21 protein-coding genes are annotated in these 17871 nt (G+C 60.2%); 11 read left to right on the top strand and 10 right to left on the bottom strand.

The window, feature by feature from the left end; genetic code table 11:
• Nucleotides 1–29: 29 nt before the first annotated feature.
• Both ACCD00_RS16685 and ACCD00_RS16680 read left to right on the top strand, forming a co-directional pair.
• Nucleotides 30–317 (top strand): DUF2782 domain-containing protein, encoded by a 288-nt coding sequence (locus tag ACCD00_RS16685; protein ID WP_413426157.1) that lies wholly within the window; start codon nt 30–32, stop codon nt 315–317.
• Nucleotides 318–377: 60 nt separating this feature from the next.
• On the top strand, nt 378–1328 hold the full coding sequence (locus tag ACCD00_RS16680; RefSeq protein WP_413426155.1) for a homoserine kinase: 951 nt from the start codon (nt 378–380) through the stop codon (nt 1326–1328).
• Between the two features lie 108 nt (nt 1329–1436).
• Here the strand turns inward: ACCD00_RS16680 and znuA are convergent, their stop codons facing one another.
• On the bottom strand, nt 1437–2357 hold the full coding sequence (gene znuA, locus ACCD00_RS16675; protein WP_413426153.1) for a zinc ABC transporter substrate-binding protein ZnuA: 921 nt from the start codon (nt 2355–2357) through the stop codon (nt 1437–1439).
• Nucleotides 2358–2423: 66 nt separating this feature from the next.
• Between znuA and zur the strand changes: the two genes are divergently transcribed.
• From zur to ACCD00_RS16640, 7 genes are all read left to right on the top strand, one after another.
• The gene (gene zur / locus ACCD00_RS16670) at nt 2424–2906 is read left to right on the top strand and encodes a zinc uptake transcriptional repressor Zur (protein ID WP_413426151.1); all 483 of its coding nucleotides are present in this window, start codon (nt 2424–2426) and stop codon (nt 2904–2906) included.
• On the top strand, nt 2906–3691 hold the full coding sequence (znuC, locus tag ACCD00_RS16665; RefSeq protein WP_008064713.1) for a zinc ABC transporter ATP-binding protein ZnuC: 786 nt from the start codon (nt 2906–2908) through the stop codon (nt 3689–3691). The genes zur and znuC overlap by 1 nt, the downstream gene beginning before the upstream one ends.
• Nucleotides 3684–4472: a zinc ABC transporter permease subunit ZnuB gene (znuB, locus tag ACCD00_RS16660; RefSeq protein WP_008018446.1), complete on the top strand. Its 789-nt coding sequence runs from the start codon at nt 3684–3686 to the stop codon at nt 4470–4472. The genes znuC and znuB overlap by 8 nt, the downstream gene beginning before the upstream one ends.
• 37 nt (nt 4473–4509) lie before the next feature.
• The gene (locus ACCD00_RS16655; protein ID WP_413426148.1) at nt 4510–5226 is read left to right on the top strand and encodes a PA5502 family lipoprotein; all 717 of its coding nucleotides are present in this window, start codon (nt 4510–4512) and stop codon (nt 5224–5226) included.
• 257 nt (nt 5227–5483) lie between these two features.
• Entirely contained in the window at nt 5484–6491 is a 1008-nt protein-coding gene (locus ACCD00_RS16650) for a methionine ABC transporter ATP-binding protein (RefSeq protein WP_413426146.1), read from the top strand.
• Nucleotides 6491–7165, top strand: coding sequence for a methionine ABC transporter permease (locus ACCD00_RS16645; RefSeq protein ID WP_008018443.1), 675 nt, complete (start codon nt 6491–6493; stop codon nt 7163–7165). The genes ACCD00_RS16650 and ACCD00_RS16645 overlap by 1 nt, the downstream gene beginning before the upstream one ends.
• Before the next feature lie 60 nt (nt 7166–7225).
• Nucleotides 7226–7996, top strand: coding sequence for a MetQ/NlpA family ABC transporter substrate-binding protein (locus tag ACCD00_RS16640; RefSeq protein WP_413426144.1), 771 nt, complete (start codon nt 7226–7228; stop codon nt 7994–7996).
• A gap of 112 nt (nt 7997–8108) precedes the next feature.
• On the opposite strand, the gene ACCD00_RS16635 is transcribed toward ACCD00_RS16640, so the two are convergent.
• The 5 genes from ACCD00_RS16635 to ACCD00_RS16615 are packed head-to-tail and all read right to left on the bottom strand — an operon-like array spanning nt 8109 to nt 12011.
• Nucleotides 8109–8744 (bottom strand): SCO family protein, encoded by a 636-nt coding sequence (locus ACCD00_RS16635; protein WP_413426142.1) that lies wholly within the window; start codon nt 8742–8744, stop codon nt 8109–8111.
• Nucleotides 8741–9640, bottom strand: coding sequence for a heme o synthase (cyoE, locus tag ACCD00_RS16630; RefSeq protein ID WP_413426140.1), 900 nt, complete (start codon nt 9638–9640; stop codon nt 8741–8743). The genes ACCD00_RS16635 and cyoE overlap by 4 nt, the downstream gene beginning before the upstream one ends.
• Complete coding sequence (locus ACCD00_RS16625) at nt 9628–10701, bottom strand: COX15/CtaA family protein (protein ID WP_413426137.1); 1074 nt, start codon at nt 10699–10701, stop codon at nt 9628–9630. The genes cyoE and ACCD00_RS16625 overlap by 13 nt, the downstream gene beginning before the upstream one ends.
• A gap of 10 nt (nt 10702–10711) precedes the next feature.
• The gene (locus tag ACCD00_RS16620) at nt 10712–11305 is read right to left on the bottom strand and encodes a hypothetical protein (RefSeq protein WP_413426135.1); all 594 of its coding nucleotides are present in this window, start codon (nt 11303–11305) and stop codon (nt 10712–10714) included.
• On the bottom strand, nt 11271–12011 hold the full coding sequence (locus ACCD00_RS16615; RefSeq protein WP_413426133.1) for an SURF1 family protein: 741 nt from the start codon (nt 12009–12011) through the stop codon (nt 11271–11273). Before ACCD00_RS16615 ends, ACCD00_RS16620 begins: the two co-directional genes overlap by 35 nt.
• A gap of 72 nt (nt 12012–12083) precedes the next feature.
• On the opposite strand from ACCD00_RS16615, the gene ACCD00_RS16610 reads away from it, so the two are divergent.
• On the top strand, nt 12084–12287 hold the full coding sequence (locus tag ACCD00_RS16610; protein ID WP_008018435.1) for a twin transmembrane helix small protein: 204 nt from the start codon (nt 12084–12086) through the stop codon (nt 12285–12287).
• 19 nt (nt 12288–12306) lie between these two features.
• Here ACCD00_RS16610 and ACCD00_RS16605 read toward each other — a convergent pair whose 3' ends face one another.
• From ACCD00_RS16605 to coxB, 4 genes are all read right to left on the bottom strand, one after another.
• The gene (locus ACCD00_RS16605; RefSeq protein WP_413426131.1) at nt 12307–13194 is read right to left on the bottom strand and encodes a cytochrome c oxidase subunit 3; all 888 of its coding nucleotides are present in this window, start codon (nt 13192–13194) and stop codon (nt 12307–12309) included.
• 25 nt (nt 13195–13219) lie between these two features.
• Nucleotides 13220–13771: a cytochrome c oxidase assembly protein gene (locus ACCD00_RS16600; protein WP_057397371.1), complete on the bottom strand. Its 552-nt coding sequence runs from the start codon at nt 13769–13771 to the stop codon at nt 13220–13222.
• Between the two features lie 138 nt (nt 13772–13909).
• A complete protein-coding gene (gene ctaD / locus ACCD00_RS16595; RefSeq protein ID WP_008018432.1) occupies nt 13910–15502 on the bottom strand; it encodes a cytochrome c oxidase subunit I in 1593 nt (530 codons plus the stop codon).
• A gap of 82 nt (nt 15503–15584) precedes the next feature.
• Nucleotides 15585–16712 carry a cytochrome c oxidase subunit II gene (gene coxB, locus ACCD00_RS16590; protein WP_111283264.1) on the bottom strand — a complete coding sequence of 376 codons (1128 nt, stop codon included), beginning with the start codon at nt 16710–16712 and terminating at the stop codon, nt 15585–15587.
• 370 nt (nt 16713–17082) lie between these two features.
• Here coxB and ACCD00_RS16585 point away from each other — a divergent pair, with 370 nt between their 5' ends.
• Nucleotides 17083–17733, top strand: a complete 651-nt coding sequence (locus ACCD00_RS16585; RefSeq protein ID WP_413426128.1) for a hypothetical protein — start codon at nt 17083–17085, stop codon at nt 17731–17733.
• Nucleotides 17734–17871 lie beyond the last annotated feature (138 nt).

The following is a 17871-nucleotide window of genomic DNA, read 5'->3' as shown; positions in this document are numbered from 1 at the left end:
ACCGTTGACGACAAAGGGACAAGGTTATCATGCGCACACCAAATCGCCTGTTGCTGGCTGGCTTGTTTGCAATCGCCCCATTGGCCGTCATGGCGGCGGACGGTGCGCCGACACCAGAGCCGGATGTCACGATCCGCACGGAAGGGGACAAGCTCATCCAGGAATACCGCCAAAACGGCTTCCTGTATGCAATCAAAGTCACGCCCAAAGGCGGCAAGCCATATTTCCTGGTACGCGCCGACGGATCAGAAGGTAACTTCATCCGCTCGGATTACCCGGATATGCTGATTCCGGCGTGGGAAATATTTAAGTGGTAAGTCGTCCTTAACTTTAATCGGCGCTGGCTCAACAGCGGCGCCCGTACTGGCAGTTTAAACATGTCTGTGTTCACCCCCCTGGCTCGGCCCGAGCTGGAAGCTTTTCTCGCCCCTTATGGCCTCGGCCGCCTGCTTGATTTCCAGGGGATTGCCGCCGGTAGCGAAAATACCAATTTCTTTATCAGCCTGGAGCAGGGCGAATTCGTCCTGACCCTGGTCGAGCGCGGTCCGGTTCAGGAAATGCCGTTCTTTATCGAACTGCTCGACGTGCTGCACGGCGCCGACCTGCCGGTGCCTTACGCCCTGCGCACCACCGACGGCGTGGCCCTGCGCGAACTGGCGGGCAAACCTGCCTTGCTGCAACCGCGCCTGGCCGGCAAGCACATCAAGCAAGCCAACGCGCAACATTGCGCGCAGGTCGGTGAGTTGCTCGGCCATCTGCATCTGGCGACCCAGGGCAACATGATCAAGCGCAAAACCGATCGCGGCCTGGACTGGATGCTGGAAGAGGGCACGCAGTTTCTGTCACACCTCGGTGCCGAACAGAAAGACCTGCTGCAACGGGCGCTGGATGAAATCACCCGGCAGAAGGAAAAAATCCTGGCTCTGCCGCGGGCGAACATTCACGCCGACCTGTTCCGCGACAACGCGATGTTCGAAGGCACGCACCTGACCGGGCTGATCGATTTCTACAACGCCTGCTCCGGGCCGATGCTCTACGACGTGGCGATTGCCCTGAACGACTGGTGCTCGGACGACGACGGCGTGATCGATGGACCGCGAGCGCGGGCCTTGCTGGGCGCTTACGCGGCCTTGCGACCGTTCACCGCTGCCGAAGCCGAGTTGTGGCCGACCATGTTGCGGGTGGCTTGCGTACGGTTCTGGTTGTCGCGGTTGATCGCGGCGGAGTCATTTGCCGGGCAGGATGTGTTGATTCACGATCCGATGGAATTTCAATTGCGATTGGCACAGAGGCAGACAGTCAACACGCCTTTGCCGTTCGCCCTCTAAAAGCTTCGCGAGCAAGCCCGCTCCCACATTTGACCGCATTCCATCTGGAAGAACCCGGTCTAATGTGGGAGCGGGCTTGCTCGCGAATGGGGCACCGCAAATGTTGAGTTACAGTGACTCCAGGCACCCCGCCAGATCATTGCCCAGCTTCTCCAGCACCTGCTCATACCCTTGAGCGGTGGCCGGCGTATACCCGCCCAGCGCATCCAGCTCAGCCAGTTTCACCGGCAACCCGGCTACCAGGGTTTCCGCCAGACGCGGACGCAGCGGTGGCTCGCTGAACACGCAGGTCTTGCCGACTTCCTGCAAGCGCGCACGCATTGTCGCGACGTGCTGGGCACCGGGTTGCACTTCGGCCGCGACACTGAACACACCCGCGTGCTTGAGGCCGTAAGCGTCCTCGAAGTAATCGAAGGCTTCGTGGAACACGAAGTAGGGTTTGCCCTGAATATCGGCCAGGCGCTTCTTCAGGCGCGCATCCAGTGCATCGAGACGCTCGTCGAAGGCTTTCAGGTTGCTCTGATAACGCGCAGCATTGTCAGGATCGGCGGCACTCAGGTCAGCTGCCATTTTCGCGGCAATGACCCGAGCGTTAACCGGCGACAGCCACAAATGCGCATCCAGGCTACCCGGACGGTGATCGTGATCATGTTCGTCGGCTTCTTCGGCGTGGGAGTGGCTATCTTCGGCAAAGCGGCGCAGTTTCATACCCGGCAGGTCCTGCACGGCGACGCTGGGCAATGTACGACCATTGAGCACGCGCGGCAGGAAACCTTCCATGTCCGGGCCGATCCAGTACAGCAAGTCCACCGATTGCACCTTGCGCACGTCGGATGGGCGCAACGCATAGTTATGCGGCGAGGCACCCGGCGGCAGCAAAACCTCAGGAATCGCCACGCCGTCCTGCACGGCCGCGGCGATCAATTGCAGAGGCTTGATGCTGGTAAGAACCTTGACCTCGGCTTGCGCCGAACCGATCAACAGAAAACTTGCGACAAATGCGACAAAGATAGAAAAAAGTCGGGACACGATGACTACTCGAAGAGGCGAGAACGAGTAACATAATAACGTCTCTCACAAAACTCGTCGCCGCTCATGCTAAAAACACCGATTGCCAGCCGCCCCCACGACCACTCACATTGCGTTCACAGCGCTTTGTCCGAGGCCGATGCCCTGTGCGCACGTCAAGGCCTGCGCCTGACCGCCTTGCGCCGGCGAGTGCTGGAACTGGTGTGGCAAAGCCACAAGCCCCTGGGTGCCTACGACATTCTCGCGGTTCTCAGCGAGCAGGACGGCCGCCGCGCCGCGCCGCCGACGGTGTACCGCGCGCTGGACTTCCTGCTGGAAAACGGCCTGGTCCATCGCATTTCCTCGCTCAACGCCTTCATCGGCTGCAATCACCCGGAACATGCTCACCAGGGTCAGTTCCTGATCTGCCGTGAATGCCACGCTGCGATCGAACTTGAGCAAAAGTCCATCAGTGACGCGATCATCGCCAGCGCCAGGGATGTCGGGTTTGTCGTCGAAGGCCAGACCGTCGAAGTGGTCGGTCTCTGCTCGGGCTGCCAGGGGGCTTGATGAGCAACGCACTGATCCGTCTTGAGCAGGTTGCCGTAACGTTCGCCGGGCAACCGGTGCTGGACAACATTGAGCTGAGCGTCGAGCCGGGGCAGATCGTTACCCTGATCGGCCCCAACGGCGCCGGCAAGACCACACTGGTGCGTGCCGTGCTCGGCCTGTTGAAACCGGACAGCGGCAGTGTCTGGCGCAAGCCGAAGCTGCGGGTCGGTTACATGCCGCAAAAACTTCATGTCGATCCGACCCTCCCGCTGTCGGTCCTGCGCTTCTTGCGCCTGGTGCCAGGCGTGGACCGCGCGATGGCCCTGGCGGCACTCAAGGAAGTCGGCGCCGAACAGGTGATCGACAGCCCGGTGCAAAGCGTTTCCGGTGGCGAAATGCAACGCGTGTTGCTGGCCCGGGCCTTGTTGCGCGAACCTGAACTGCTGGTACTCGACGAACCGGTACAGGGTGTCGACGTGGCCGGCCAGGCGGAGCTGTACAGCCTGATTACCCGCCTGCGCGACCGCCACGGTTGCGGCGTGCTGATGGTCTCCCATGATTTGCATCTGGTGATGAGCACCACGGATCAGGTGGTTTGCCTTAATCGTCACGTCTGCTGCTCCGGCCATCCCGAGCAGGTCAGCGGCGATCCGGCTTTCGTCGAGCTGTTCGGAAAAAACGCACAAAGCCTGGCGATTTATCACCACCATCACGACCACGCCCACGACTTGCATGGCTCGGTGGTCAAGGCGCCCGCGTCGGGCCATAACCATGTTCACGGAGATAGCTGCAAGCATGGCTGATTTTCTGCTCTACGCCCTGCTTGCAGGCCTGGCCCTGGCCGTCGTTGCAGGCCCGCTGGGGTCTTTCGTGGTCTGGCGGCGCATGGCCTATTTTGGCGACACCCTGTCCCACGCGGCATTGCTCGGCGTGGCTCTGGGCTTCCTGCTGGATGTCAGCCCGACCGTTGCCGTCACCGTTGGCTGCTTGCTGTTGGCGGTGTTGCTGGTGACATTGCAACAACGCCAGCCTTTGGCATCCGATACGCTTTTGGGGATTCTCGCACCCAGCACGCTCTCTCTGGGCCTGGTGGTACTAAGCTTCATGCACGAAGTGCGGATCGACCTGATGGCCTATCTGTTCGGCGACCTGCTGGCAATCAGTCCAACCGATCTGGCCTGGATTCTCGGCGGGAGCGCTGCGGTACTGGGGTTGCTGGTTGCGTTGTGGCGCCCATTACTGGCGATCACCGTGCATGAAGAACTGGCCAGGGTCGAAGGCTTGCCGGTGGCTGGATTGCGCCTGGCCCTGATGCTGTTGATCGCCGTAGTGATTGCCGTGGCGATGAAAATCGTTGGCGTGTTGCTGATAACTTCGTTGCTGATCATCCCGGCTGCCGCGGCACAACGTCATGCCCGCTCACCGGAGCAGATGGCACTGGGCGCGAGCCTGCTGGGCATACTCGCCGTGTGTGGCGGGCTGGCACTGTCCTGGTTCAAGGACACCCCCGCCGGCCCGTCGATTGTGGTGGCAGCCGCCGTGCTGTTTCTGCTGAGTTTTGTTCTGCCCCGTCGAGGGGTGTAGACTTGCTCGTTTTTTGCGCAAATAGAGAGTCGCAGGAATGAAGTCGTTCGCCTCCCGTTATCTGCTCCTTGTCGCATTTTCTTTGCTGCTGGGCGCCTGCCAAAGCACGCCACCGGCGGCCACCGCGGCCGCGGATGCGCGGGCCACGGCCATCGTACAGCTGGAACAAAACATCGCCAGCGATGAACTGGCGACCGCCGAAGACCAATTGGCAGCCTTGCAGGCCGAATCGCCTACCGATGCTTCCCTTGAGCAGTACCAGCGGCAACTGGCCGAAGCCTATCTGCGCCGCAGCCAGATCGTGTTGCAAAAGGGTGACGTGGATGCCGCCGCGACCGCCCTGAGCCGTGCCCGCGCATTGATGCCCAAGGCTCCGGCGCTGACCGGTGGAGTCAACGGCTCGATTGCCCAGGCGCGCAAGGCCGAGCTGGAAAAAGCCGAAGCCGACCTCAAGGCTGCCGAAGCCAGGCCAAAAGCCAAGGTCATCGATCTAACGGCTGAAAGCACCACGGTCGCGCTGAATATCAACGATATGGGCAAATTGCGTCGCCAACTGGACGCCATCGCCGCCGATGTGGTGAATTTTCAGTGCGACGTGAGCATTCAGGCTCCGCGCACCAATGATTACCCTTGGCTGGCTAATTTGCTGACCAAACGGGTGAAGAAGCTCGATCCTGAGTTTGATCTGAAGCTGGAGCGGCAGATTTTGCGCAGTGTTCCGGCGCAGATAGTGCTGAGTCCGCGCAAACCCTGAAAGCATCGCGAGCAGACTCGCTCCCACACTGGATCTGTGACCGACGCAGAACCATTGTGGGAGAGGGTTTGCTTGTGAAGACGCCCTTCCTCGCAAGAGGATTTCAAGCCGGCATTCCTTTGGCCTTCGCCTCCGCGTTATTGCCAAATGACAGGACAAATGCGAAATAAATGCTAAGAACCTCTATACGGACAGGCTAAAATGCGCGCCCGGCTAACCGCTGACCCTTTTCTAACGCGCCCCACAAGGTTCGCTACGTGATCGAGTTTCAAAACGTCCATAAAACCTACCGCGTCGCCGGTAAGGAAATCCCCGCCCTGCATCCGACCAGTCTGACGATTGAGAACGGGCAGGTTTTCGGCTTGATCGGTCATTCCGGCGCAGGAAAAAGTACCCTGCTGCGTCTGATCAATCGCCTGGAAAACGCCAGTGGCGGCAAGATCATCGTCGACGGCGAAGAAGTCACGGCCCTGGACGCCAACGGCCTGCGCCGCTTCCGTCAGCAGGTCGGGATGATTTTCCAGCACTTCAACCTGTTGGCCTCCAAGACCGTTGCCGACAACGTCGCGCTGCCGCTGACGCTGGCTGGTGAACTGTCCCGCAGCGACATCGACCGTCGCGTCGCCGAATTGCTGGCCCGGGTCGGCTTGTCCGATCACGCCAACAAATACCCGGCGCAATTATCCGGTGGGCAAAAGCAGCGCGTCGGCATTGCACGCGCCCTGGCGACCAAGCCAAAAATTTTGCTGTGCGATGAAGCCACCAGCGCCCTTGATCCGCAAACCACGGCGTCGGTCCTGCAGTTGCTGGCCGAGATCAATCGCGAGTTGAAGCTGACCATCGTGCTGATCACCCATGAAATGGACGTGATCCGCCGGGTCTGCGACCAGGTCGGAGTAATGGATGCAGGCGTGATCGTCGAGCAAGGTTCGGTGGCCGAGGTGTTCCTGCATCCGAAGCACCCGACCACCAAGCGCTTCGTGCAAGAAGACGAGCACATCGACGAAAGCGAACAGCGTGACGACTTTGCCCATGTCCCGGGCCGCATCGTACGTCTGACCTTCCAGGGCGAAGCGACCTACGCACCTTTGCTGGGTACAGTCGCCCGCGAAACGGGCGTGGACTACAGCATCCTTGCCGGTCGAATCGATCGCATCAAAGACGTCCCTTACGGGCAACTGACCCTGGCCGTGACCGGCGGTGACATGGAAGCGGCCTTCGCCAGCTTCACCGCAGCCGACGTCCACATGGAGGTGCTGCGCTAATGGAAGCCCTGACAAGTTTCTTCGCCAATATCGACTGGCTCGAAATCTGGCTGGCCACTGGCGACACCCTGCTGATGCTCGGCGGTTCGCTGTTGTTCACCGTGCTGCTCGGCTTGCCGCTGGGCGTGCTGCTGTTCCTGTGCAGTCCGCGCCAGTTGCTGGAAGCCAAAGGCGTCTATGCGATGTTGTCGCTGGTGGTGAACATTCTGCGTTCGCTGCCGTTCATCATCCTGCTGATCGTGATGATTCCGTTCACCGTGTTGATCACCGGCACGTCCCTCGGTGTTGCCGGTGCGATCCCGCCGCTGGTGGTGGGTGCCACGCCATTCTTTGCCCGCCTGGTGGAAACCGCCCTGCGCGAAGTCGATCGCGGCATCATCGAGGCGACCCAGGCCATGGGCGCGACCACGCGGCAGATCATCACCAATGCCTTGCTACCGGAAGCTCGCCCGGGCATCTTCGCGGCGATTACGGTGACTGCCATTACACTGGTGTCCTACACGGCGATGGCCGGTGTGGTGGGCGCCGGTGGTCTGGGTGACCTGGCGATCCGCTTCGGCTACCAGCGTTTTCAGACCGATGTGATGGTGGTGACAGTGGTGTTGCTGCTGGTACTGGTTCAGGTACTGCAAACCGTTGGCGACAAATTGGTCGTCCACTTTTCCCGTAAGTAAGACATGAGCCGGCCATTCGCTGGCAGGCGCCAAGCGGGCGCCCCACATGGAGTTAGCTGAATGAAAAAACTGATCGTGGCCTTCGCGGCCGTTGCCGCGTTCTCTGCCCACGCTGAAACCCTGACCGTCGCGGCCACCCCGGTACCACACGCCGAGATCCTCGAATTCGTGAAGCCGGCCCTGGCCAAAGAAGGCGTGGACCTGAAGGTCAAGGTCTTCACCGACTACATCCAGCCGAACGTGCAGGTCGCGGAAAAGCGCCTGGACGCCAACTTCTTCCAGCACCAGCCGTACCTCGATGAGTTCAACAAGGCCAAGGGCACCAACCTGGTGTCGGTTGCCGGCGTGCACCTGGAGCCCCTGGGCGCTTACTCCAGCAAGTACAAAACCCTCGCTGAACTACCTGGCGGCGCCAACGTGGTGATCCCGAACGACGCCACCAATGGCGGCCGTGCTCTGTTGCTGCTGGCCAAGGCCGGCGTGATCAAGTTGAAGGATTCGAACAACATCCTGTCGACCGTCAAGGACATCACCGAGAACACCAAGGACCTGAAAATCCGCGAACTGGAAGCCGCGACCATCCCGCGTGTGCTGACTCAGGTCGACCTGGCGCTGATCAACACCAACTACGCGCTGGAAGCCAAGCTCGATCCGGCCAAGGATGCACTGGTCATCGAAGGCAGCGACTCGCCGTACGTGAATATCCTGGTGGCTCGTCCGGACGACAAGGACAGCGAAGCGATGAAGAAACTGGTGGCGGCCCTGCACAGCCCGGAAGTGAAGGCCTTCATTCTCGAGAAGTACAAAGGCGCGGTAGTGCCGGCGTTCTGATAGAACTGCTGCAACGAAAAAGGGGACGCCAAGTGCGTCCCCTTTTTTATGCCTTTGAAATATAGACCCCTGTGGGAGCGGGCTTGCTCGCTCCCACAGGGTTTTGTGTTGCTCAATTGCGTTTGAGCATCACCGGCAACTGCGCCACCAGCTTCGCATTGTTCAACGGCGCGCGGATGAAGCCGCGCTGGGTGCCGTCCGGCCCGATCACCGCGAGGTTGCCACTGTGGTCGACGGTGTAGTTCGGCTTGCTGGTGTCCGCCGGAATGTACGGAATGCTCACCGCGTTGGCGACCTTTTGCAGCTCTTCGGTCGACGCCGCGGTCAGGCCGACGAACTGCGGGTCGAAATAACCCAGGTACTGCTTGAGCTGCTTGGGCGTATCGCGATTAGGGTCGACGCTGACCAGCACGACTTGCAGTTTATCCACCGCCTCGGGCGGCAATTCGCTCTTGATCTGTCGCAGTTGGGCGAGAGTGGTCGGGCAGATGTCCGGGCAGAAGGTGTAGCCAAAAAACAGCAGGCTCCACTTGCCCTTCAATTCATTGATCGTGACCGGCTGGCCGTCCTGATTGGTCATCGTCACTTCCGGCAGATTACGGCTCTGCGGCAGCAAAATGATGCCGGCGTCGATCAGCGCGGTCGGATCGCCCTGGTTTTTCCCGGACAGTACCTTGTTGACGGTCAGGCCCAGGATCAGTGCGACCAGGGCGACGAGAATGAAGACGGTTTTCTGGGTTCGAGTCATAGGTTCAACAATAAGTAGTGGTCTACGAGCAGGGCGATAAACAGCAGGAACAGGTAGTAAATAGAGTACTTGAACGTGTTGATCGCCGCGTGCGGCCGAGTGCCACGGTACAGCACCACGGCCCATTGCAGAAACCGCGCACCCAGCCCGAGCGCGCAGACCAGGTAGAGCGTGCCGCTCATGTGGATCACGTAGGGCATCAGGCTGACAGCAAGCAGCGCGAAGGTATAAAGCAGGATATGAATCTTGGTGTAGTGCTCGCCATGGGTGACCGGCAGCATCGGAATATCGGCCTTGGCGTATTCCTCCTTGCGATGGATCGCCAGCGCCCAGAAGTGCGGCGGGGTCCAGGCGAAGATGATCAGCACCAGCAGCAGCGGCTCAGCGCTGACGTGACCGGTGGCAGCGGTCCAGCCGAGCAACGGTGGCGCAGCGCCCGCCAGGCCACCGATGACGATGTTCTGCGGGGTCGCACGCTTGAGGAATCCGGTGTAGATCACCGCATAGCCGAGCAACGAAGCCAGGGTCAGCCACGCGGTCAGCGGGTTGGTAAACGCCAGCAGCATGGCTTGCCCGAGGGCCGCCAATACCAGCGCGAACGTTAGTGCGGCGGTCGGCGAAACCCGGCCTTCGGCCAGCGGCCGTTTATGGGTGCGCGCCATGATCGCGTCGATGCGCCGGTCCACCACATGATTGACCGCTGCCGCGCCACCGGCACACAGGGCAATGCCCAGGTTGCCGAAAATCAGCACCGTCCACGGCACGCCGGCACGGGTCGCGAGGAACATTCCCACCAGTGAAGTGATGAGCATCAGCACCACCACTTTGGGTTTGGTCAGTTCCAGGTAGTCACGCCAGATCGCCTGACTGGGACGTTCGCCGATCAGAATCGCCATGGCGTCTCTCCTTTTGTTGTTATGGGCCCGGCTGAGTGTTTACGCGGGCTGAAGTGCCAGCGCGCTGGTTGCTTGACCCGAACCAGACTGGTTCGGGCGTGGTAATTGACCAGCACCATGGTCAGCAACAGCGCCGCGCCGCCCGCGTTATGCGCGACGGCCACCGGCAGCGGCAGATGGAACAGCACGTTGCTGATGCCCAGGGTGATTTGTGCACCAAGCGCGATCAGCACCAGGCCTGCCAGGCGTGTCATGCCAACCACCTTCAATTGCCAGGCCAGGCCGAGCAATACCAGGGTGACCAGCAATGCGCCGATGCGATGGGTCAGGTGGATGGCCGTACGGGCGTCGCTGTCCAGCTGCCCGCCAAGATAGTTCGGACCGATGTGTTGAGTCAGGTGAAAGCCATTGGCGAAGTCGGCCGGTGGCAACCACTGGCCGTGACACGTCGGAAAGTCGATGCAGGCCACGGCGGCGTAATTGGAGCTGACCCAGCCGCCGAGGGCGATTTGCCCGATCACCAGCAATAGCCCCGCCGTCGCCCAGTACTGCAAGCGTCGTGGCACGGTCAGCGCCGGCAGTACGCCGGACAGGCGCAAGGTCAGCAGAAACAGCAAGCTCAAGGTCGCGAAGCCGCCAAGCAAATGCCCGGTGACCACCTGCGGCCAGAGCTTGAGCGTTACCGTCCACATGCCGAAAGCGGCCTGGCCAACAACCACCGCCAACAGAAACAACGGCAACTTCACCGGTTGCCCGGGATGACGGCGATGCACCCACGCGCGACCGGCCAACACCGCGATCAACATCCCCAGTGTGCCGGCGAAGTAGCGGTGGATCATCTCGTTCCAGCCCTTGTGGGCCTCGACCGGAGCGTCCGGGAAATGCAATTCGGCATGGGCCAGTTGGGCTTCGCTTTTCGGCACGCTGATGAAGCCGTAGCAGCCAGGCCAGTCCGGGCAGCCGAGGCCGGCGTGGGTCAGACGGGTGTAGGCGCCGAGCAACACCACAATCAGTGCCAGCAAGGTGGCAAACAGCGCGAGGCGAAATCCAGGCTTGGCCATGACGATGCCCTTATCCGATGTTCGACAGTTTCAGCAGGTGACGCAGATCGTTGAGCAGGTCCTTGCCCTTCACCGACGGGTCGTAGCGCAGCACCAGATTGCCGTGAGGGTCGATGATCCACAGGTGCGGCGCGTCATCGCTCCGAGCACCTTTGATGTAGGTCGGCAAGTCCAGTGAATAGCGTTGCAACTGCGGGTACTCGCGTTGAAGTTTAGTCTCGTAATCGCTGTTCAACGTCTGCGCGGCGGCCAATGCATGGCTGGCGCGGGACGCGTCGCGACCGAGGCCGATCTGGATCTGCCGCGCCAGGTACACCAGCTGCTGGCAGTCCACCGCGCAATCCTTGGGCGCCGTCACCAGCATCTGCCAGCGATCCTCCTGGGCCGGCACGCCGATATCGGCACGGGTCTGGCCATTGCCGATCAGTTCGCCGTGATAACTGCGGCCCTCGGGCACCCAGAAATTCAGCTTGTACATGCCGGTGGCGAGGATCATCGGACCGATCACCCCGAGCAGGATCAGCAGCAGTTGCAAGCGGCCCTTGCGCCGGTTCACCGACGGTTTCGCCTCAGACATGCTGGGTGGATTCATGGCCGCTCCCATGGTGTTTCTCCTTTGCGTTGTGCCAGCCGAGATAGAGATAAAGACCGAACAGGGCAATCGCCATGGCAAACCACTGCACGGCATAAGCGATGTGTTTTTCCGGCCCCGTGGCGACCACCGGCCAGTCGGCCTGATAGGTGGCCGGGCCGGTTTCGGCGCGTAGTTCGTAAGCAAAACCTTCGCGGTTCAGTGCAGTCCACAGCCTGGTTGGCTCAACGGCCGTAATCAGTTTCGGCCATGTCAACGTTGTGGGATCTGCGTGCAATTGGAACGTCGCACCGGGGGGGACGTAGACCCACGCATCGAGGCTTACCGCTTCGGTGGGTGTGTTGAATTGAGGTGGTGTGCGGCGCTCCGGCCATGGCAACCAGCCGCGATTGACCAGCAGCCAAAGCCCGGTGGCCTGATCGTGAAACGATTGCAACAGTTCGACGCCGACCTTGCCGTTGCGTTGACTGTTGTCCAGCAGCAGGCTGTGTTCGGCATCGAACTGGCCGTGCAGGCGAACCCGGCGAAAGGCAGGGTCAGTGGTGTACTGCAATTCGTTGCTGGCCATCGGCTCGGCGACCCGGCGCTCGGCGTATGTTTGCAGCAGCGCGCTTTTCTCCGCGCCCCGGCTCAATTGCCAGAACCCCAGGGACACCAGTAGCGGCAGCAACAGCGCGACCACCAGCGTCGGCACGATACCCGGCCGAAAGCGCTTCATGGCATCGCCAGAAAGTCGGTCATCGCGATAGCTATACTTAAGTGCATCGCTTCTCCCCCCGGAGTCTTAACCATGCTCAAAGCAGCCATCGTCCTGATGCTGATTGCCACGATTGTCAGCCTGTTCAGCGGCCTGTTTTTTCTGGTCAAGGACGACAGCCGCTCAAACCGCCTCGTCATTGCCTTGAGTGTTCGCGTGACCCTGGCCGCCCTTACCCTTGGCTTGATTGCCTGGGGCTTTTTCAGCGGCCAGCTGGTTTCCCATGTCCCGTGGTAGCTCGCTCCTACAATCTGCTCTAAAGCACATAAACGAAAACGAACAGCCCGATCCACACCACATCCACGAAGTGCCAGTACCAGCTCGCCGCTTCGAAGCCGAACTGGTGCTCGCTGTCAAAGTGCCCGCGCATGATCCGCATCAGCATCACGAACAGGATGATGGTGCCGATGGTCACGTGGGCGCCGTGGAACCCGGTGAGCATGAAGAAAGTCGCGCCGTAGATGCCCGAGCCCAGGGTCAGGCCCAGCTCGTGGTAGGCGTGCATGTACTCTTCGGCCTGGAACGTAAGGAACGCGCAGCCCAACAATACGGTGAGCGCCAACCATAGTTTCAGTGCACCGCGATGGCCCTTTTTCAAGGCATGGTGGGCGATGGTCACGGTCACGCTGGAGCTCACCAGCAACACGGTGTTGAGCAGCGGCAGGCCCCAGGGACTGATGACTTCCTTGGGCGGCGGAAACAGTTTTGAGTCGGGGTTGTCCAGCAGCGGCCAGGTGAACTGGAAGTTCGGCCACAGCATGTGCGCGATGCCTTTGGCGCCTTCACCGCCGAGCGCCGGCCCGGAGATATGACGCACATAAAACAGCGCGCCAAAAAAGGCGATGAAGAACATCACCTCCGAGAAAATGAACCAGCTCATGCCCCAGCGGAACGAGCGATCCATTTGCGGGCTGTACAAGCCGCCGCGACTTTCCTTGATCACCGTGCCGAACCAGCCGAACAGCATGTAGGCCACCAGCAATCCGCCGACGAAAAAGATCAGTGGCCCGTGGGATTCCGGGCGCGCCGCTTTCAGGTCGTTGAACCAGGTGGCCAGGCCGTACACGGTGGTGACCATGCCGAGCGTGGCGATGATCGGCCATTTGCTCTGGGCGGGAACGTAATAATGTTCATGAGTTGCCATTTATTGTTCTCCTTATCGGGCACGCTCAGCCGCCAGTATTTACAGCTACCGGTGGATGTCGGGCGGTGATATCGAACAGCGTGTAAGACAGCGTCAGGTGCTTCACGTCCTTGGGCATGTCACGGTCAACGATGAAACGTACGGGCATCTCGATCCGTTGACCGGGCTGCAGCACTTGCTGGGTAAAGCAGAAACATTCGGTCTTGTGGAAATACGCGGCGGCTGTGCTGGGCGCGATGCTCGGCACGGCCTGGGCACTCATCGGCTTGTCAGTGGGGTTGTGGGCGATGAAGATCATCTCGTTCACCGCCCCCGGATGGGCCACCAGTTCCTCGCCCTTGGGATAGAAGTCCCAGGGCATATCGGCTGTATTGGTCGACAGAAACTGCACACGCACCTGCCGCGAGGTGTCGACCGTTTGCTCACCCTCGTATTGCCCGGCGGTCTTGCCGTTGATGCCAAAGGCCTTGCACATCACGTCGTATATCGGCACCAGGGCAAAGCCGAAGACAAACATCGCCGCCACCACAAGCAATAGCCGGGTGACCAGTTTCTTCATCGAAATCGAGTCAGCCATGATTACCAGCCTCTACGCCAAACCATGTAGGAGCGAGCTCGCTCGCGAAAAACCTGAGAGCACCGCGGGGTGTCAGGCTTCCAGCGTTATCGTTGACACTCATCGCGAGCGAGCTCGCTCCTACAGGGGGCCGTACGTTCATTTCACTTCCGGCGGCGTAGTAAAGGTGTGATACGGCGCCGGCGACGGGATGCTCCACTCCAGGCCTTCAGCCCCATCCCACGGTTTGGCCGGTGCCTGGGGGCCGCCGCGAATGGTCTTGATCACGATGAACAGGAAGAAGATCTGCGTGGCGCCGAACATGAATGCGCCGATCGACGACACCATGTTGAAGTCGGCGAATTGCAGGTTGTAGTCCGGGATTCGCCTCGGCATGCCCGCCAGCCCCACGAAATGCATCGGGAAGAAAGCCATGTTCATGCCGATGAAAGACAGCCAGAAATGCAGCTTGCCCAGGGTTTCGTCATACATGTGGCCGGTCCATTTCGGCATCCAGTAATAGGCCGAGGCGAAGATCCCGAAGATCGCCCCCGGCACCAGCACATAGTGGAAGTGCGCGACCACAAAGTAGGTGTCCTGGTACTGGAAGTCCGCCGGGGCGATGGCCAGCATCAACCCGGAGAAGCCGCCGATGGAGAACAGGATCACGAATGCCACGGCGAACAGCATCGGCGTCTCGAAGGTCAGCGAGCCTTGCCACATGGTGCTGGCCCAGTTGAACACCTTCACGCCAGTTGGCACCGCAATCAGCAGCGTGGCGTACATGAAGAACAGCTCGCCCACCAGCGGAATGCCGACCACGAACATGTGGTGCGCCCACACGATGAACGACAGGAACGCGATACTCGCCGTGGCGTAGACCATCGACGTGTAGCCGAACAACGGCTTGCGCGAAAAGGCCGGAATGATCGAGCTGACGGCACCGAACGCCGGCAGGATCATGATGTACACCTCGGGGTGACCGAAGAACCAGAACACATGCTGGAACAACACCGGGTCCCCGCCACCGGCGGCACTGAAGAAGCTGGTGCCGAAGTGGATGTCCATCAGCATCATGGTCACGCAGCCCGCCAGTACCGGCATCACTGCGATCAACAGGAACGCCGTGATCAGCCAGGTCCAGACAAACAGCGGCATTTTCATCAACGTCATGCCGGGGGCGCGCAGGTTGAGGATGGTCGCGATCACGTTGATCGCCCCCATGATCGAACTGATCCCCATCAAGTGGATGGCGAAGATGAAGAAGGTCACGCTTTCCGGCGCGTAGGTCGTCGACAGCGGCGCATAGAAGGTCCAGCCGAAGTTCGGCCCGCCACCGGCGGTGAACAAGGTCGATACCAGCAGCAGGAACGCTGCCGGCAACAGCCAGAAGCTGAAGTTGTTCATCCGCGGCAGGGCCATGTCCGGCGCGCCGATCATCAGCGGGATCATCCAGTTGGCTAGGCCGACGAAAGCCGGCATTACTGCACCGAAGACCATCACCAGGCCGTGCATGGTGGTCATCTGGTTGAAGAATTCCGGCTGGACGATTTGCAGTCCCGGCTGGAACAGTTCGGCGCGAATCACCATCGCGAACGAACCGCCTAGCAAGAACATGGAGAACGCAAACCACAGGTACAGCGTGCCAATGTCCTTGTGGTTGGTGGTCAGCACCCAGCGCATCAGGCCTTTGGCGGGGCCGTGGGCGTGGTCGGTGGCGGTATGAACATGTTCATCGATTACAGCAGTCATGTCCTGTCTCCTGCAAACAGATGGGCTGGGCAAGCCGGGGTACGTAGCCCCGACCGGTTCCGTACGTGCGCAATAGACCGGGTCATTTGCTTTCCGCCTGTTTCAGCTCCAGCACTTCTTTAGGCGTGACCATGTCGCCTTTGTTGTTGCCCCAGGCATTACGTTCATAGGTCACGACCGCCGCGATATCGACTTCCGAGAGTTGCTTGCCGAACGCCGCCATCGCGGTGCCGGGCTTGCCATGGAAGACCAGGCTCAGGTGAGCCTCTTTCGGCCCGGTGGCGATTTTCGAGCCCTTGAGTGCCGGGAACATCGGCGGCAGGCCCTGGCCTTCGGCCTGGTGACAGGCTACGCAGGTGGTGTGATAGACCTTGTCGCCGCGATCCTTGAGTTCGTCGAGCGTCCATTCCTTGCTGGTCAGCTCTTTGAGCTGCGCGACCTCGACCTTGCGATCGGCCAGCCATTTTTCGTAATCGGCCTTTTCCTTGACCTCGACCACGGTCGGCATGAAGCCGTGATCCTTGCCGCACAACTCGGCGCACTGGCCACGGTAGATGCCGGGCTTGTCAATGCGGGTCCAGGCTTCGTTGACGAACCCCGGAATCGCATCGCGCTTGACCGCGAAGGCCGGCACCCACCAGGAGTGGATAACGTCGGCAGATGTCACCAGAAAGCGCACCTTGGTGCCGACCGGCAGCACCAATGGCTTGTCGACTTCGAGCAAATAGTGCTCGCCCTTGGTTTCCTTGTTGTGGATTTGATCTTGGGGGGTGGTCAGGTTGCTGAAGAACTCGACGTCCTGGCCCAGGTACTTGTAGTGCCACTTCCACTGGTAACCGGTGATCTGGATATCGATTTCCGGCTCGCTGGCGTCGTACATCCTGATCAGGGTCGCAGTAGCGGGAATCGCCATGGCCACCAGGATCAGGAAGGGCACAATGGTCCAGAGGATTTCAACAGTGGTGCTTTCATGAAATTTGGCGGCCACCTGCCCGGTCGAGCGGCGGTGGAGAATCATCGACCAGAACATGGCACCAAAAACGATGATGCCGATCACCACACAGATCCAGAAAATGGTCATGTGCAGGTCGAATACTGCGTGACTGATTTCAGTCGCTCCAGGCGCCATATTCACAGTCCAGGCCGCTTGCGCCTGACTGAAAATCGACCACAACAGGAGGCCCATCCAGACATGTGGATGTCGCATCATTGCGGGTTCCCCTTATCGTTCTTGTTATCCCGCCGGCTTTCACCTGCGGCAAGGGAGCGGCTGCATCAGACTACGAACTTGAATCGCCGGGCCTTGCTGCACATGCAGTCGGGCGTCATCAGCTAACTCCATTCCACCCCGAGTATAGACAGCACCTCTGACCTCGCAACGCAAAGGCGTAAATCATCTGAAACAGCATTAACTTGCTTTGCAGGGCACGAATGGAGAAGGATGCAGACGAGTGGTGGCCAATCGATATAACGGCGCCGTCTGAAGGATGAAATAATTATGACAAATGCGTCTTAGCATTTTTCGTAAGCCAGCTAAGTTATGTCTTCCCTATTTCATTGCCTTGTTTCCTGGAGTTTTCATGAACACCGCCGCATTGCGCGAGCAGATCCAAAAAGCCCAACAACACGAAGCCGAGACCGGCCTGCTGACGCGTCAGCTGGAAAGCAAACTGCCTCATCTACACCCGGCGATCCAGTTACCGGAAGCGGACGCCAATGGCGTGCTGACGCGTTTTGTCGCCGCTTACATCAATGAAGTTCCTGATCTGCTGGACGCAGCCAATGAAGTCGCCAGGGAAGCGGGCATCGAGTCACAGATCAAACCGGTGCTGACAATCGCCGAGCAGTACTTCCTCCAGCCGCCAGCCATCATGGCCGGTCATGTCGGGCTCGACAGCCTGCTGGATGAAGCCTACCTGGCGCACCGGTTTGTCGAAGAGGTCAACGACCTGTACATCAAGCATTTCGGCCAGCCACTGATCCCTCTGGACATGACTGTCGCCAACCTGATTGCTCACCAATTGATCGGTGAGGAGTTTGCCAACCAACTGGACGAAGTCGTACATCACGCTTTCGAACAAATGTTGACCGAAGAGAGCTTTGCGCTAGAGTTGGTGGAAGCCTACCGCGAGAAGCTCAGCAGCCCGGACACCGGCGCCGCGTGGAAGCGCTGGCCGTGCATGTCCCGCCGTTTGGGCGTAGGTCTGGAACTGGATCAGCCGGCGGCTTGATCCATCGGTAACTCCCCCTGTGGGAGCGGCGGTGCGGCGATCCGACTTGCTCGCGAAGGCGGTTAACCATTCAGCAAATAAATTGGCTGATCCACCGCCTTCGCGAGCAAGTCGGATCGCCGCACCGCCGCTCCCACA

The sequence above is a fragment of the Pseudomonas sp. Pseusp3 genome (genome assembly GCF_047304225.1).
Lineage (GTDB): Bacteria > Pseudomonadota > Gammaproteobacteria > Pseudomonadales > Pseudomonadaceae > Aquipseudomonas > Aquipseudomonas fluorescens_CD.
Note: the sequence above shows the minus strand (reverse complement) of the source record. Positions and strands in the feature narration are given on the sequence as shown.

Bases quoted from the DNA above. Each gene is read 5' to 3' on its own strand.
- ctaD (WP_008018432.1), bottom strand. From the start codon at position 15,502: ATGACTGCTGTAATCGATGAACATGTTCATACCGCCACCGACCACGCC.
- ACCD00_RS16680 (WP_413426155.1), top strand. From the start codon at position 378: ATGTCTGTGTTCACCCCCCTGGCTCGGCCCGAGCTGGAAGCTTTTCTC.
- ACCD00_RS16625 (WP_413426137.1), bottom strand. From the start codon at position 10,701: ATGGCCAAGCCTGGATTTCGCCTCGCGCTGTTTGCCACCTTGCTGGCA.
- znuC (WP_008064713.1), top strand. From the start codon at position 2,906: ATGAGCAACGCACTGATCCGTCTTGAGCAGGTTGCCGTAACGTTCGCC.
- coxB (WP_111283264.1), bottom strand. From the start codon at position 16,712: ATGATGCGACATCCACATGTCTGGATGGGCCTCCTGTTGTGGTCGATT.
- ACCD00_RS16655 (WP_413426148.1), top strand. From the start codon at position 4,510: ATGAAGTCGTTCGCCTCCCGTTATCTGCTCCTTGTCGCATTTTCTTTG.
- ACCD00_RS16685 (WP_413426157.1), top strand. From the start codon at position 30: ATGCGCACACCAAATCGCCTGTTGCTGGCTGGCTTGTTTGCAATCGCC.
- ACCD00_RS16610 (WP_008018435.1), top strand. From the start codon at position 12,084: ATGCTCAAAGCAGCCATCGTCCTGATGCTGATTGCCACGATTGTCAGC.
- ACCD00_RS16585 (WP_413426128.1), top strand. From the start codon at position 17,083: ATGAACACCGCCGCATTGCGCGAGCAGATCCAAAAAGCCCAACAACAC.
- znuB (WP_008018446.1), top strand. From the start codon at position 3,684: ATGGCTGATTTTCTGCTCTACGCCCTGCTTGCAGGCCTGGCCCTGGCC.
- ACCD00_RS16645 (WP_008018443.1), top strand. From the start codon at position 6,491: ATGGAAGCCCTGACAAGTTTCTTCGCCAATATCGACTGGCTCGAAATC.
- ACCD00_RS16615 (WP_413426133.1), bottom strand. From the start codon at position 12,011: ATGAAGCGCTTTCGGCCGGGTATCGTGCCGACGCTGGTGGTCGCGCTG.
- cyoE (WP_413426140.1), bottom strand. From the start codon at position 9,640: ATGGCGATTCTGATCGGCGAACGTCCCAGTCAGGCGATCTGGCGTGAC.
- ACCD00_RS16605 (WP_413426131.1), bottom strand. From the start codon at position 13,194: ATGGCAACTCATGAACATTATTACGTTCCCGCCCAGAGCAAATGGCCG.
- ACCD00_RS16640 (WP_413426144.1), top strand. From the start codon at position 7,226: ATGAAAAAACTGATCGTGGCCTTCGCGGCCGTTGCCGCGTTCTCTGCC.
- ACCD00_RS16600 (WP_057397371.1), bottom strand. From the start codon at position 13,771: ATGGCTGACTCGATTTCGATGAAGAAACTGGTCACCCGGCTATTGCTT.
- ACCD00_RS16635 (WP_413426142.1), bottom strand. From the start codon at position 8,744: ATGACTCGAACCCAGAAAACCGTCTTCATTCTCGTCGCCCTGGTCGCA.
- zur (WP_413426151.1), top strand. From the start codon at position 2,424: ATGCTAAAAACACCGATTGCCAGCCGCCCCCACGACCACTCACATTGC.
- ACCD00_RS16620 (WP_413426135.1), bottom strand. From the start codon at position 11,305: ATGGGAGCGGCCATGAATCCACCCAGCATGTCTGAGGCGAAACCGTCG.